The 14,664-nt window shown below is 51.9% G+C and carries 14 protein-coding genes; 12 read left to right on the top strand and 2 right to left on the bottom strand.

The genetic code is table 11. The annotated features are described in order from the left end of the window. The first annotated feature begins 121 nt into the window (after positions 1–121). Both H6F76_RS17345 and alr read left to right on the top strand, forming a co-directional pair. Positions 122–949 carry a hypothetical protein gene (locus H6F76_RS17345; protein WP_199322170.1) on the top strand — a complete coding sequence of 276 codons (828 nt, stop codon included), beginning with the start codon at positions 122–124 and terminating at the stop codon, positions 947–949. A 255-nt stretch (positions 950–1,204) separates the two neighbouring features. Further along, positions 1,205–2,368 (top strand): alanine racemase, encoded by a 1,164-nt coding sequence (gene alr / locus H6F76_RS17350; RefSeq protein WP_190510365.1) that lies wholly within the window; start codon positions 1,205–1,207, stop codon positions 2,366–2,368. A 23-nt stretch (positions 2,369–2,391) separates the two neighbouring features. Here the strand turns inward: alr and H6F76_RS17355 are convergent, their stop codons facing one another. After that, a complete protein-coding gene (locus H6F76_RS17355; RefSeq protein ID WP_190510173.1) occupies positions 2,392–2,811 on the bottom strand; it encodes a hypothetical protein in 420 nt (139 codons plus the stop codon). A gap of 545 nt (positions 2,812–3,356) precedes the next feature. Between H6F76_RS17355 and H6F76_RS17360 the strand changes: the two genes are divergently transcribed. The 10 genes from H6F76_RS17360 (at position 3,357) to H6F76_RS17405 (ending at position 13,484) form a co-directional block, all read left to right on the top strand. Next, complete coding sequence (locus H6F76_RS17360) at positions 3,357–3,728, top strand: DUF6152 family protein (protein WP_199322171.1); 372 nt, start codon at positions 3,357–3,359, stop codon at positions 3,726–3,728. Beyond that, positions 3,728–4,123 carry a hypothetical protein gene (locus H6F76_RS17365; RefSeq protein WP_199322172.1) on the top strand — a complete coding sequence of 132 codons (396 nt, stop codon included), beginning with the start codon at positions 3,728–3,730 and terminating at the stop codon, positions 4,121–4,123. The genes H6F76_RS17360 and H6F76_RS17365 overlap by 1 nt, the downstream gene beginning before the upstream one ends. Before the next feature lie 469 nt (positions 4,124–4,592). Then, entirely contained in the window at positions 4,593–5,927 is a 1,335-nt protein-coding gene (locus H6F76_RS17370; protein WP_190510175.1) for an amino acid permease, read from the top strand. Between the two features lie 86 nt (positions 5,928–6,013). Next, a complete protein-coding gene (locus tag H6F76_RS17375; protein WP_190510177.1) occupies positions 6,014–6,730 on the top strand; it encodes a methyltransferase domain-containing protein in 717 nt (238 codons plus the stop codon). Positions 6,731–6,793: 63 nt separating this feature from the next. Continuing rightward, a complete protein-coding gene (locus tag H6F76_RS17380) occupies positions 6,794–7,921 on the top strand; it encodes a trypsin-like peptidase domain-containing protein (RefSeq protein WP_190510179.1) in 1,128 nt (375 codons plus the stop codon). Between the two features lie 171 nt (positions 7,922–8,092). After that, on the top strand, positions 8,093–8,677 hold the full coding sequence (locus tag H6F76_RS17385; protein WP_190447449.1) for a cytochrome b/b6 domain-containing protein: 585 nt from the start codon (positions 8,093–8,095) through the stop codon (positions 8,675–8,677). A gap of 181 nt (positions 8,678–8,858) precedes the next feature. After that, positions 8,859–10,532: an FAD-dependent oxidoreductase gene (locus H6F76_RS17390; RefSeq protein WP_190510181.1), complete on the top strand. Its 1,674-nt coding sequence runs from the start codon at positions 8,859–8,861 to the stop codon at positions 10,530–10,532. Between the two features lie 2 nt (positions 10,533–10,534). Then, on the top strand, positions 10,535–11,920 hold the full coding sequence (locus H6F76_RS17395) for an ATP-binding protein (RefSeq protein ID WP_190510183.1): 1,386 nt from the start codon (positions 10,535–10,537) through the stop codon (positions 11,918–11,920). Between the two features lie 312 nt (positions 11,921–12,232). Further along, positions 12,233–12,736, top strand: a complete 504-nt coding sequence (locus H6F76_RS17400; RefSeq protein WP_199305129.1) for a late competence development ComFB family protein — start codon at positions 12,233–12,235, stop codon at positions 12,734–12,736. Beyond that, positions 12,687–13,484 (top strand): hypothetical protein, encoded by a 798-nt coding sequence (locus H6F76_RS17405; protein ID WP_206754392.1) that lies wholly within the window; start codon positions 12,687–12,689, stop codon positions 13,482–13,484. Before H6F76_RS17400 ends, H6F76_RS17405 begins: the two co-directional genes overlap by 50 nt. On the opposite strand, the gene H6F76_RS17410 is transcribed toward H6F76_RS17405, so the two are convergent. After that, positions 13,429–14,664 carry an extracellular solute-binding protein gene (locus H6F76_RS17410; RefSeq protein WP_242036714.1) on the bottom strand — a complete coding sequence of 412 codons (1,236 nt, stop codon included), beginning with the start codon at positions 14,662–14,664 and terminating at the stop codon, positions 13,429–13,431. The two genes, H6F76_RS17405 and H6F76_RS17410, sit on opposite strands and share 56 nt — an antisense overlap.

The raw sequence follows: 14,664 nt of genomic DNA on the forward strand, positions 1-14,664 counted from the left end.
AACCTTTATTTTGAGTTTGGTAGAGTTTTGTAAAGTTTTTGAAAGTTGTGAGCCTGTGCTGGGAGAAAGCGGGACAACTGGATAAAAAAGATTGCTGTGTATAGAACAGAATGGGCGAGACATGGTAGCTAAAGGCATCAAGGCAAGTGCAGCAGGGAGAGGACAATCACGATGGTGGCAGCCCTTTGTTGGTGGTGCGATCGCGATCGCAGCTCTGGCTGGCGTAGTTTTGATGCAACGATCGCAGCTAACCCGTCCGTCCGTCTGGCTCTCTAACCCGAAGCAGGCAGAGCAACAAGAAGCCGTTCGGCTACGCCTGCTAAAGCAACTCCCCACCTTTGGCTTCAATAACCTAGTTGCAGACTGGACGTTCCTCAATTTTTTGCAGTACTACGGCGACGATGCGGTTCGCGTTAACACTGGTTATGCCCTTAGTACTGAGTACTTTGATATCATTACGCACTTAGACCCGCGCTTTGTCGATGTTTATCTGTTCCTTTCAGGGACTATCTCCTATCAGTTAGGTGAACCACGAACTGCCGTGCGGTTTATGGATCGGGGTACTGCTGCCTTATCGCCCCAAATTCACCCCAGAGCCTTTCAAGTCTGGCGGTTTAAAGGGCTGGATCAACTACTATTGCTAGGCGATGTTCCTGGTTCAATCAACTCGCACGCAATGGCAGCCAAATGGGTACAGGGCACTTCTTATCAAGAGCTTGAACCCATCTTTCAACAAACAGTAACGTTTTTGCGGCAAGACCCGAATAGCATATCAGTACGGTTTCAAGCCTGGACATCAATTTATTACCAGGCTGTTGCTGCGAATGACAAAACGACGCAAGAGCGAGCCAAGAAGGAAATTTTGGCGCTGGGTGGTCAAACGCGTGTGAAAGATGGAGAGCTAATCTTTTTCTTACCCAATGCCACCCCACCGAAACCACAACCCTAGATGGTATAGCAGTCCTAAATCAGTTGTGAGATTGAGAGGCTTTGTGAGCAAGGATTCCAGTAAAATCCTTGCTCACAATCCAGATAGGATCGCTACATAGGCTTCATGTCTTGCTGCTTGTTTGCGATCGTCCACCATTTTGCAAGTCGGCAAAAAGCTGGTAAGGTTCTGTTCATTTATAAAAAGCGGTCAGCGATCGGACTTATAAGCTCATCGCTAAACGCTTTCATGATACGAGTGGAGGAGCCAAGTGCCATGTTGAGTTGGGAGCAAAGCCCAGGAATTGCGTTGATGCGACGCGAACGGGCATGGGTTGAAGTAAACCTCAGCGCGATCGCCCAAAATGTCCAGCAAATTCGCAGGCTGCTGTCAGACCAGACAGAGCTAATGGCAGTGGTCAAAGCAGATGCCTACGGTCATGGTGCGACAACCGTTGCTCAGGCAGCGCTGCACGCTGGAGCAACCTGGCTGGGCGTTGCCACGATCCCTGAAGGGATTGAACTCCGGGAAGCCGGGATCAATGCGCCAGTGTTGGTGTTGGGCGCAAACCACACTCCAGAGCAAATTCGGGCGATCGTCCATTGGCAACTGCAACCAACCTTATGCACACCGCGTCAGGCGCTTATCTTTGCAGACGTGCTGGCACAAACTCAACAGCCGTCTCTATCAGTGCATCTCAAGCTAGATACTGGTATGTCGCGGTTGGGTACTGACTGGCAGGCAGCAGCCGAGTTTGTGCAACTGGTGCAGCGGTTGCCAAAGCTGCAAATTGACAGCGTTTACTCCCATTTGGCAACGGCAGAAGACCCAAACCAAACCATTGCCAAGCAGCAGCAACAGCGGTTTGAAGCGGCGATCGCCCAAATTAACGCTTGCGGCATTTACCCACCGCGGTTGCATCTGGCGAATTCTGGCGGCACCTTGTCAGATGCAACGTTTCACTACGACATGGTAAGGGTTGGTCTGGCAATCTACGGGCTGTATCCGGCAGACCACTTGAAAGCTGTACTTGACCTCCAGCCTACCCTACAGGTGAGAGCAAGAGTGACGCAAGTGAAAACGATTCCACCTGGAACGGGCGTGAGCTATGGACACCGATATGTGGCAGACCAGGAACGACAAATTGCTGTCGTGGCGATCGGCTATGCCGATGGTGTGCCGCGCAATCTATCCAACAAAATGGAGGCGATCGTTCGGGGGCAGCGAGTACCGCAAATTGGTGCGGTGACAATGGATCAACTTATGCTGGATGTGAGTGCGATCCCCGATCTGCGGGAAGGCGAAGTTGTGACGCTGTTAGGGAAAGACGGCAACGAATCGATCGCAGCAGACGACTGGGCAGCCATGCTTGATACCATTTCGTGGGAAATCCTCTGTGGCTTCAAGCATCGACTGCCGAGAATTGCGATCGGCAAGTGAGACGTGAGGAGCAACGGCTGAGTCTAGCTGTTAAACAGTGCCAAAACGTTTCTTAGAAACGCTTTCAATTTCTCTCCCATTTCGGGCGTGGGGTAGTTGCTGCCTTCAAACGCCCAGTTATCTACGGTAGAAAGCCACCACTGTTTGCCGCGATGGTCAAAACCTGCAATCTCTGCACCGATCGCCCGGCGTTCTCCAGTCTGGGTTTCTTGGTAAAAGCGGATTTGCAGCAACAGGCTACGGCTTTGGAGCAAACGCGAAAACCCAGGAAAGTGAAACCCAATATCGATCGACTCGGGATCAACCAGTTCTCGCGTGTCAGAATCGTTCACCCAGGGTTTCAGGTCTGATCTGGCATCAGGAAACTCGGCTTTAAAGAGGTTGGCGGCGGCGGCGATTTTGCTGGTTGTTTCCAGGGACGTTGCCTGTTCGGCTGCGTTCACTCACGACTCCTTTATGGGAATGGCTGCAAGAGCCAGGAAGGGCAAAATTGCTGTCTATTTACTTCAAGATTATTCATAAACCGCCAGGATTTTCAAGAGCATGACGCTGTTTGTAAGGTCGATTTAACTACAACTTCTGAAGCCGCAGTGTTCTAACGGCGATCGCAGACTCTACCCCTTCCCGTTTGACACGCTACGAAGCAAGAGCCTCCTGCCGCAGCTTCCCTACCGTAAAGGGAGATTGAGGGGAAACAAAAGGGGAATCTGTTGCCAGCACTTTTTGCATTGGTACGGCTGGCTGCTGATCTCTAGCACGATCGCCCCTGACATTTTTCTGTCATATTCAGTCTTCACACTAAGGACATGGGTGAGATGAGTTGGGTCACAACAACTGCAACATCGCACCCAGATCTGCGAGACGGTTACACAACTGAAGCGATCAGTCGTTAGCTGTTAGTCACTCTCTAGCAGCTAACGCTTTCTCCATCACAACAGTAGAAATATCACAACAGTCGGACTATCACAGCAGTAGGAGCTAATGATTTATGTCCAAACAAGGGCTGATGTACGCAGCAGTCGTAGCAGCATCGATCGCCACTCTGACGGTTGATGCTAATGAAGCCAGCGCTCATCATGGTTGGAGTGAATACAACGATCAGAAGACGCTTAATGTGACGGGCAAAATTCAGCAGGTTAGTGCTGGGAACCCACACACAACAATTCGCTTGAAATCTGGGAATAAAGTCTGGACGGCTGTTTTGGCGCCACCAACGCGGATGGAGCGACGAGGCTTGCCACAAGGGTCACTAAAGGCAGGACAAACAGTGAGATTAGTAGGGTATCCGCATCGTAGTGAAGCAAATGAGATGCGAGTGGAGCGGCTCATTGTCGGCGATCGCACCGTTGAACTGCGCTGATGCTGCTGGCGGTATCTGGCTGGCTATGGCTAGAACAAAGTGTTTTATCTCACACGATTCGCCAGTGGCTGTGGCTGTATCCGGCGATCGAGAGCCTGCATCTTTTAGGCTTGGCGCTACTGTTTGGGTCGATCGTCATGTTTGATCTACGACTGTTAGGCTTCTCGCGTCAGCTCTGGATTACTGATATGGCGTGGCATTTGCTGCCCTGGGCATACCTGGGTTTTGCGATCGCTGCTGTAACTGGTTTTTGTTGTTTGCGGTTGATGCCAACCAGCTTGCCACTAATCCTGCCTTCCGCCTCAAGCTACTGCTTATTACCGCGACTGGCATCAATGCAGCGCTGTTTCACTTCCACTATCGCTCGGTTCGAATGTGGAATCGTGGGGTCGTGACTCCATGGACTGTACGAGCGATCGCTGTTGTCTCGCTGCTGCTCTGGGTAGCTGTCATTATCTGTGGTCGTTTGATTGCTTATATCTAAAGTCATGCTCCTATTGCTTACAGGCTTTGCAGCCAGCGTTACTGGTGCAGAGGATAGCTGGATCAACAGCAGTCAGATTAATTAGGACAAGATACAGCGTAAAACCCCTGGCTAAGACCTAAACCTCCCTTTGATCCCAGCGTTCTGTCCTTTTTAACAACAGCTATTTCTAAAAGCAGATGTTATCTCTAGCTCCGTCCATCTTTAGTCATAGTTCTCTCTTGAGAGGGAAGCTACCAGCAGTACTTTTGAAATTGAGTTAGAGCAGCTTTGGTTCAGGCACTGGTGCAGCGATCGCCATTCCCTTGATGCGTTCCTGACAATTTCTAATTAGCTCAGTGTCCAAAGTCTCTTATGCAAAAACGTTCAGGTAGTAGGACATGACAATCAAGTCAATCGAGCCACAGCCAACCCTGCTAAAGTCAACGCTTTCCGTCACGGATGCCACTGCCATCATTGTTGGCATGGTCGTGGGGGCAGGCATTTTTGAGACGCCTGCGTTAGTGGCTGCTAATGCGGGTAGTGCAGGTATGGCGCTATCGATTTGGGTTCTGGGTGGTGCCATGTCGCTAGTGGGTGCACTGTGCTATGCAGAGCTGGCAAGCGCGTTTCCGGATGCGGGCGGTAGCTATCACTACTTCATGCGGGCGTATGGTCCAAACCTTGCTTTTCTCTTTGCTTGGGCGCGGATGGCAGTGATTCAAACAGGTTCGATCGCGCTACTGGCATTTATCTTTGGTGATTACGCTGCACAGCTTTTGCCGTTGGGCAGCTACAGTTCGTTTCTCTACGCCATGCTCAGTATTGTCGTGTTGACAGGGCTGAATTTTACAGGCGTCGAGCAAGGGAAGTGGACGCAGAACCTGCTGACACTGGCAAAAGTGCTAGGGCTGCTACTGGTTATTGTGGCAGGTTTAGCAGCAACGACAACTACTGCACCTGTGCCAGCAGAGCCAGCGTCTCAAGGGTCATTTGGGTTAGCGATGCTCTTTGTACTGCTGACCTACGGCGGCTGGAATGAAGCAGCTCACTTGTCAGCAGAAATACGCCACGTTCAGCGCAATATGTCGAAAGCCTTATTGTGGAGCATTGGCATTATTGTCAGCATCTACTTGCTGATTAACCTAGCGTATCTACAAGGGTTAGGTCTAGCAGGTATGGCAGGCTCCGAGGCAGTAGCAGCCGACCTCATGCGACAGGTCGCTGGCGAGGGTGGCGCTAAATTCATCAGCTTTTTGATTGCCGTTTCAGCCTTGGGCGCGACAAACGCCACCATTTTTACGGGCGCACGCACAAACTACGCACTTGGGCGGGACTTTCCAGCGTTTGCCTTATTGGGACGCTGGAACAATCGCGCAAACGTCCCTGCTAATGCGCTGCTGGTACAGGGCGCGATCGCGCTGGCGCTCGTACTGCTGGGCGCTTTGACCCGCAAAGGCTTTGAAACGATGGTGGACTACACTGCCCCAGTGTTCTGGTTCTTCTTTCTGCTGTCAGGCATTGCGTTGTTCGTGCTGCGCTGGCGTGAACCAGAGGCTCCTCGACCGTTTCGGGTGCCGTTGTTTCCCCTAGTGCCCCTGCTCTTTTGTAGCGTTTGCCTCTATTTGCTTTACTCCAGCCTCGTTTTTACAGGCTTGGGTGCGCTAGTGGGGGTGGCAGTGCTAGCGATCGGCGTTCCCATCCTGTGGCTGATGCGAAAGCGGGTTCAACCGTAGGGCGATCGTCAGCAAGTACCTGACGTTACAACAGTCATTCAGCTCTCAGTTACTTGACACAACACTATTCATTAGGAGAAAGCACCATGCGTCTACAACAAAAAAGACAAAACATTGCACGCTTGCTCATTATCGGTTTAAGCGCTGGAAGTCTGACATTAGCAGGCTGTGGACAGCAACGAGACAGTACTCAAGAGGGCGCTCAAGGCAACGCACAAGCTTCTACCCCTGCTGCCTCTGCCTCAACCCCTGCTGCTTCCGCCTCAACACCAGCAATGACCACAGCAGAACCAGCACCGGAAACGGCACAGCGACGACCCGATGTGGTTTATGTTCCAACCCCTAATGAGGTGGTTGCTCGAATGCTGGCATTAGCAAAGGTGAAAAACAACGACGTTATTTATGACTTGGGCAGTGGCGATGGTCGTATTGTCATCACGGCAGCTCAAAAGCTTGGTGCTAAAGGGGTCGGCATTGACATCGATCCCCAGCGCATTCAAGAGGCAAATGAAAATGCTCAAGCTGCAAAAGTGACTGATCGCGTGGAGTTTCGCCAGCAAGACCTGTTTGAAACTGACTTAAGCCAGGCATCGGTCGTCACGCTCTATCTTCTACCTGATCTGAATTTGAAACTGCGCCCCAAGCTCTTCAAGGAACTCAAGCCAGGAACGCGGGTTGTCTCCCACGACTTTGACATGGGTGATTGGAAGCCCGAACGGACTGAAAAAATTGACGTTGGCGGTCGCCAACACACTGTCTACTACTGGGTGATCCCTGACGAAGTTCCTGCCAATTTACGGTAGCAGGACTGGAACCAGCATCAGGGTAGGCTCAAACGACTCATTCTCTCATTAAGGAAACGTATCATGTCTCAACCTCTTTCGCGCAAATTGTCGCTGCAATCCCTGTCGTTATTGTCTATGGGTGCTCTTGGTGGACTGTTGGTCGGCACACAGTTTGTACCAACGAATGCGGTATCGACCCAACCGTCAATCGCCCAAATACCCTCTGCCCCGGTGACTGGTTCCGGTGACAACTTCATTGCAGCAGTAGCTGATAAAACGGGTGCTGCTGTTGTGCGGATTGATTCTTCTCGCACCGTCCGTCGATCGCCCCAGTCGAATGGTCGTATGGTGCGGGGTAGCGGCTCTGGTTTCATTACCCAGGCAGATGGCTTGATTCTGACGAATGCTCATGTGGTGGATGGTGCTACCAGTGTCACCGTTACGCTTAAGGACGGACGCGAATTTACAGGGAAAGTTTTAGGCAAAGATACGCTGACGGATGTGGCAGTGGTGAAAATTCAGGCAACCAACTTACCCATCGCGCCGCTCGGCAACTCAGACCAAATCAAACCAGGCGAATGGGCGATCGCGATCGGCAATCCTCTTGGTTTAGATAACACGGTGACGGCTGGGATCATCAGTGGTACGGGACGATCGAGCGGCATTGTCGGCGCACCCGATAAGCGCGTTAGCTTCATCCAAACCGATGCCGCCATTAATCCAGGCAATTCTGGCGGTCCGTTGCTCAACCAAAAAGGGCAGGTGATTGGCATGAATACTGCCATCATTGGTGGCGCTCAGGGGCTTGGGTTTGCCATCCCGATCAACCGAGCACAGCAAGTTGCTAGCCAATTGATTGCCAGCGGCAAGGTTGATCATCCGTACATCGGCGTGCAGATGACAAACCTGACTGCGGCGACAAAAGAAGCCTTGAACCAGGATGCCGAATTGGGGACAACAGTCAAAGCCGATCAGGGTGTTGTCGTGGTGGGAATCGCACGTAGCTCACCCGCTGCCAGCGCCGGACTCAAAGCCGGAGACGTGATTCAATCGGTGAATGGGCGATCGGTCAAAACAGCCGATGACGTGCAGCAGGTGATTGAAGCTAGCAAAATTGGTGCTAGCTTGCCAATTCAGGTCGATCGCAACGGTCAACCGCTTACTATCTCGGTTAGCCCAGGCGAATTTCCGACTCAAGCTCAGTCTTAAGCAAGCGTAAAGCGTTAAGGCTGCAAGCTTTTTAGGGTACACAGAGATTCCCGACTTCTACGTTAGGGTCAGCTTATAAGGCTGGCTCTTAACTAGAAGCCAGGGATCTAAACACCTTATGTAAAAGTCCTATTTCATACTGAGTAGTAATTAACACCAGGAGGTTTGAACGTGGCAGTTGCCCAGCAAAGCAATTCAAGTGCCCCTAAGCCTCAAAAGTCTGCTGCTCAACGGTTGTGGTTTTTGCACTGGTTGATGGCAGTCGTTTATCTAGTGCTGTTTGCAGGCGGCATTTATATGGCTGATCTGTCTAGAGAAGTGACGTATCGCGGCTCTTTATACACCTTCCACAAAACCTTGGGCGTTGTAGTAATGAGCTTGCTATTAGCCAGAATCTCCGTCTTGATAGGCGTTGTGCTGCACAAATATCGTCGCCGACTGCCTAAAACGACCGCTCATTGGTGGCAGAAATTTGCACTCCACATCGTTCTTTACACCTTTATGCTGCTGGTGCCGCTAAGTGGTTATCTGTTCTCCAACGCATATGGTAAAGGTGTCGTTATTTTCGGTACAGGCATTGCGCTGCCGCCGTTGATTGGCGCTAATCAAGCACTGGCTGAGTTCGGTCGCAATGCTCATTTCTGGTTAAGCTATACCTTTCTTGGCTGCATTTTGCTTCACGGTTTGCAGCAGCAAAAGTATTTGCGCGCGATCGCACGACGCTCCTACAAGGCAATCACCAAAACCATTACTTAAAAGCCTCTTGGAAAGCTGTTGCAAGGATGAGTCGAGGCTTTGATCCCCTTTCACCCTTCTCCCCCTCCACCCTTCCACTCCATCACATTTTTCCGTGCACTTGTGTCAAAGTGCGATCTGGTTGACATCCCTGCAACGGCTTTAGGGTTTAGACTTTGGATGCGTGTCAAGCGGTATTTTCATGGCAAAACCTGTAATTCTAAGCGTTGACGATGATCCAGAAGTCTTACAAGCTGTGTCGCGTGATTTGCGACGGCAGTATGGCGATCGCTTTCGTGTCATCCGGGCAGACTCTGGCGCAGCAGCCCTCGACACCGTACAGCAATTGAAGTTGCGAAATGAACCAATTTCGCTGTTTGTCGTTGATCAGCGGATGCCTCATATGAGCGGGGTAGAGTTTTTGGAGCAGGCGATCACCATTTTTCCTGATGCCAAGCGCGCGCTACTTACCGCTTACGCTGATACTGATGCTGCCATTCGTGCCATTAATAGCGCTCGCATCGACTACTACCTGCTAAAACCGTGGGACCCGCCCGAAGAGCGGCTATATCCCGTGCTGGACGACCTGCTGGATGATTGGCAGGCAACCAGTAGCCCACCGTTTGAAGGCATTCGCGTCGTTGGAAATCGCTGGTCGCCGCTCTCACACCAGGTCAAGGACTTTTTGGCGCGGAATCAGGTGCCCTACCAGTGGCTTGACATGGAACTAGCTCCAGAAGCTCCAGCACTGGTGGCGTATGCGGAAACTGATGGGCAGCGATCGCTCCCCTTAGTGCTCTTTCCCGATGGCACTCGTCTGGTACAGCCCTCCAATCTAGACATCGCTGCCAAAATTGGACTGCAAACTCAGGCAGAGCGACCTTTTTACGACCTAGTAATCGTGGGTGGGGGTCCGTCAGGGCTGGCAGCCGCCGTTTATGGTGCTTCCGAAGGTCTCACCACCGTTATGATCGAGCGTGAAGCACCGGGAGGGCAGGCAGGTTCTAGCTCTCGCATTGAAAACTACCTGGGCTTTCCGGTGGGACTGAGTGGTGCAGACTTGGCACGTCGTGCTGTTACCCAGGCGCGTCGCTTTGGGGTCGAGATTCTCACACCGCAAGAGGTGCGAGGCGTTCGTCTGCAAGACTCTTACCGAATTGTTTCCCTCTCAGATGGTAGTGAACTCAGCTGTCATGCCTTGCTGGTTGCGACGGGCGTTTCGTACCGAAAGCTAGATGTACCCGGCATGGAAGCACTGACGGGTGCTGGCGTGTATTACGGCGCAGCGATGACCGAAGCAATCGCCTGCAAAGGCGAGGATGTTTACATCGTGGGTGGTGCAAACTCGGCTGGACAGGCAGCAATGCATTTTTCTAAATACGCCCGCCGTGTCGTGATGTTGCTACGAGGCACGTCTCTGACTGCCAGTATGTCTCAATACCTCATTGACCAGATTGCGTCAGTGGAGAACATTCAAGTCTGCCCAGAGTGTAGCGTGGTGGAAGCCAGAGGTAATGGGCATTTGGAGTCGATCGTTATTGCCAATGCAGCGACGGGCACAAAAGAGGCTGTTGCTGCCAAATCACTTTTTATCTTCATTGGTGCCACGCCCCGCACCGATTGGCTCGATAGTCTTGTCGAGCGCGACAAACAGGGCTTTATTCTAACGGGACCAGATCTGCTGCGCGATCATCCTGATCGCGATCGACCCCACGGCTGGACTTTAGAACGTAGCCCCTTCTTACTGGAGACGAACGTTCCCGGTATCTTTGCGGCGGGCGATGTTCGCTTTGGCTCCATAAAACGAGTTGCCTCTGGTGTTGGAGAAGGCGCGATCGCGGTTCAGTTCATTCATCGCTATCTCAGTAAGGTGTAGCTATGCTCCACGATCCCAACGCCGATCGACTTTTTCCTACACTATCTGACGAAGAACTCCAGCGCTTGCGGGAACACGGGCGCGAATTGCAGCTTATGGATGGGGTCACTATTTTTCAGGAAGGCGACCCCGTCTATCAGTTCTACGTGGTGCTAGAGGGGGAAGTGCAGATTACCAAAACCGTGCATGGTGAAACGCAGATCCTTGCCCTGCACAAGCGGGGGCAGTTCACAGGTGATTTGTCCATGCTTACGGGTACCCCAGCAATCGCCACTGCACGATCGCTAGGCTCCAGTCGCGTTTTAGAAATTGACCCTCCCACCTTCAAGCGCATTCTCGTTGAGTGTTCTCAGGGTGGGTCAGTGATTTTGAACGCGATGGTCGGGCGGGCACACGAAGTCGAATTTCAACTACAGCAGCAAGAAAAATTAGCCGCGCTGGGTAGACTGTCAGCCGGACTTGCCCACGAGCTAAACAACCCTGCCGCTGCCGGACACAGAGCTGCTCAACAATTACGGGAGGCGATCGCCACCATTCAAACGCGCTTGCTGAAACTCTGCGACGAGCTGTTTCCCGCTGCTCAACGAGAAGCGCTGGTGACAGTACAGCAGTCGGCGATCGCCTACCTTACAGCCGGTCATCGATTAGCACCACTAGAGCAGAGCGATCGCGAAGATGCCTTGACCGACTGGCTCGACGACCATGATTTTGCAAACGGTTGGACGCTTGCCCCCGTGCTGGTTGCAGGTGGTGTAGACATAGCACAGCTCGATAAACTCACCCAACAGCTAACCTCAGAGGCACTGACCGAAGGACTTTCCTGGCTGGCTGAAACATTGAGCCTAGCAAGCTTAGTTAACGAAGTGGAGCAGAGCACCAGCCGCATTTCAACGCTGGTAAAAGCCATCAAATCCTACTCCTATATGGATCAAGCGCCGTTACAGGAAGTCGATTTGCATGAAGGACTGGAGAGTACGCTCACGATCCTCAATCACAAACTCAAATACGGCATTACGATCGATCGTCAGTACGCCTCCAACCTACCCCGCATCAGCGCTTACGGCAGCGAACTAAACCAGGTATGGACAAATTTAATTGACAATGCCGCCTATGCGATGAACGGTAAAGGCAGCTTGACTATTCGGACGGCGATCGACCATGACCAGGTATTTATTGAGATTGCCGACACTGGATCAGGCATTCCACCAGCCGTGCAAACTCACATCTTTGAGCCATTCTTTACAACCAAAGGTGTGGGTGACGGTTCCGGTTTAGGGCTTGATATTGTGCGTCGCATTATTGTCAATCGACATCATGGCGAAGTCCGCGTGACCTCTCAGCCGGGCGACACGCGCTTTCAGATCTGGCTACCCATGCACCAAAAGTAACGCGATCGCAGTTCAATACCCATAAAGGCAGAAAGCCCATGCCTATTTTGATCGGTATTCTGACAAGCGTGTATTCACGGAATCATCAGTTAGCAACGTATAAAGACACTATTATCTTTATTCGAAAAAATTAAACTTAGTATTAAATTGTTTTGAAAATACTGATGAAATGTAGAGCTAGCCTGAGTTCAATCTTAGCTAGGTTATACTACGTACTTATATTGATCAGGTGCATTGCTTCAAGTTACTGAAAAAGCATTTTCAACGATGCTCTTAGGCTCTTGTTCAGCCCTCTCACTCCTGAAATTCGTCATGGCTACTAATCAATCCAATCTTGCTCAAACTTACTGCAACGTGATGGAGTCGCTCGTTGTAGAAGAGGTGGAAAAGCAGTTTCAGAGACTGTCTGCCAAAGTCGCCAATTATGTGAACAAGGCAGAAGTAATTGCCTTTGCCCTTAATCGCCTGCCAGCGCTCTATGCTACCAGTGAGAAAGGTTTAGAGCAGCAGCGTCTCCGGGCGCATAAAGAACTGCATACCCAAGTTATTGCAGCGGTCCGTCAGGCGATCGCGGCAGTTCAGCGAGATCCACTGCGAGCCGTAGTGCCTCTAAAAAGTAGTGGTGATCAAGAGTCACAGCTCGGCCTTCAGGAGTTAAAAGAATTGTTGGGTCAGAAGGAGCTTTCCTGGCGCAATGTGGCAGATGCGGTCGAAAATGCCCTGATCCGTACGGCACGGGGAGAAGTTACCTGGCGAAAACGAGGCAATGCAGCAGCGCAACGCAACGAATGGCAAGACAGCCGCTATTACCTGTAGATCTCTTACCTGTAGAGAGCGGCTGATGCACTGTAGCAAGCAGTTTAGCAGTGTTCTGCTGGTAGTTTCACTTGGGCTAACTGGAATCGGTTCTGGTCTAGCTGTCAATGCTGGCGCTCAGACGATCGAGACTGATGCACCGACTAAACCAGGCTTAACGTTGAAGCCCGATCTAGAACCGTTAGATCTAGAAGCCCTGGCACTCGGAAACACGCCCGCCTACGTGGTGACCGCCAACAAAATCTCGCTCACACAATTAACGGTTCCTAGCCTCTGGTGGCTCAGAGATCAGCTTGCCGACCAGGAGACGTACGGCAATAACTTGCTGGAGAACTGGTTAGCGTATCCCAGTAGTGGTCGTCCCGGTCGGGTGGATTTGGTGGTAAATCGCCAGCTATGGAGTTTGCTGGACTACCTTGATCGCTATGCCTTCATCCACCGTTTTGGCAAGACGGCTCGCGACTACGGCTACAATGTGCGCGTCTTTGATGGACAGGCAACGTTGCTTGGCGCATCCACTTGCGATTTCAGCACCATTAACATTGATGATTTGCAGAACCGCCCCTTGTCTGAGGGTCTAGCAGACACTGAGCCTACTGCGTTAGAGGCTTCACTACCGACCCCTCCAGCCGATACGATCGCCTGTAGCATCCTGCTCGACTCCTCCGGCAGAGGAGGGTTACGAGGTGGCTCTAACCGCTTACCTGGCGCAGGCGCTGCCAAAGCACTTGATACTGCAAAACCGTAGCGCGATCGAGGGGCTGGAGAAACTCGCTTGCCGCTTGGGTCGCAGCAGCAGGTAACAGCACAGGATTTTGCCGCAGCTCGATCGGCAGGTTAGCTACTGGCGTTGTCAGTACCACTGGCGACATCGCTCGACTAATCAGCGAGAGTTGACTGGCAATTTCTGGTCGCCAGCAAAAACTAATCCAATCCGCCGCAAGTGAAGACGAGGCAGGCGTTGCAACGGCTGGACGCACCCAGAGGTCTGCCCATAAAGCCGTACCCGACTTCGGCACCACAACAGCCAGCTTCTGGTTGCGCTGCGTCAGCGGTAATAGATCGGTAGACCAGCAAACGGCTAACCAGGTATCGCCCAGCAGCAATGGTTGCAGGTAAGCGTCAGAGCTATAGAGTTTGACCTGCTGGTGTAGTGCCATTAGTTCACCTTGCAGCGTTGGCACCGTCTCCAGGTTGGCAGTGTTGTAAGATTGCCCCAGTTTTTTGAGCGTCAACCCAATGACTTCACGCGGTTGATCAAGGAGAGAAATATGTCCGCGTAGGTCCGATCGCCATAAGTCAGACCAATCCGTTGGCGGCGGCAAGCCCTTTTCCTTAAAAATATCCTGACGGTAGGCAATGACCGTGTTACCTCCCCGATAGGGTGCGCCCCAGAGCCGCTGTTCAGTCGGTGTAGCGGAAGATCTTGTTGCCATCTCTTTCCAGGCTGGTGGTAAAGCCTGCCATCCCGACAATAGCTTGAGGTCGAATGGCTGAATCAACCCTTGCTGCACTGCCTTTTCAAGCCAATAATTGCCGATCGTCACCAGGTCAGGTATTGGCTTGGAGCGTTTGCCAATGAACGGCACCCAGCCAAAGCGATCGGATGCAGACGCATCTGCCTGCCCGTTGCGCGTCCATGCTTGCAACCCGTTAAAGGCTGACTGCAACTGTGGCTCGATCGCAATCTCCAACGAACCAGCGATCGCCGCTTGCCTTAAGTGCTTGCGGTACTCACCTACAATCTGAGGCGGAATCGAGCCATTCAACACTCGCAGGCTCAACCTTTGGCGATTCTGCCCAGAACAACCCATCAGTAGATTACTAAGGGCAACGCCGCCTGCCCCTGTCAAAAAAGAGCGGCGGTTGATCAGAGCTGTAGAGTGTGAGCGGTAGGATATATGGGTTACGGGCATTTTATAAGTCAT

Source organism: Leptolyngbya sp. FACHB-321 (assembly GCF_014695975.1).
Taxonomy (GTDB): Bacteria; Cyanobacteriota; Cyanobacteriia; order Leptolyngbyales; family Leptolyngbyaceae; genus Stenomitos.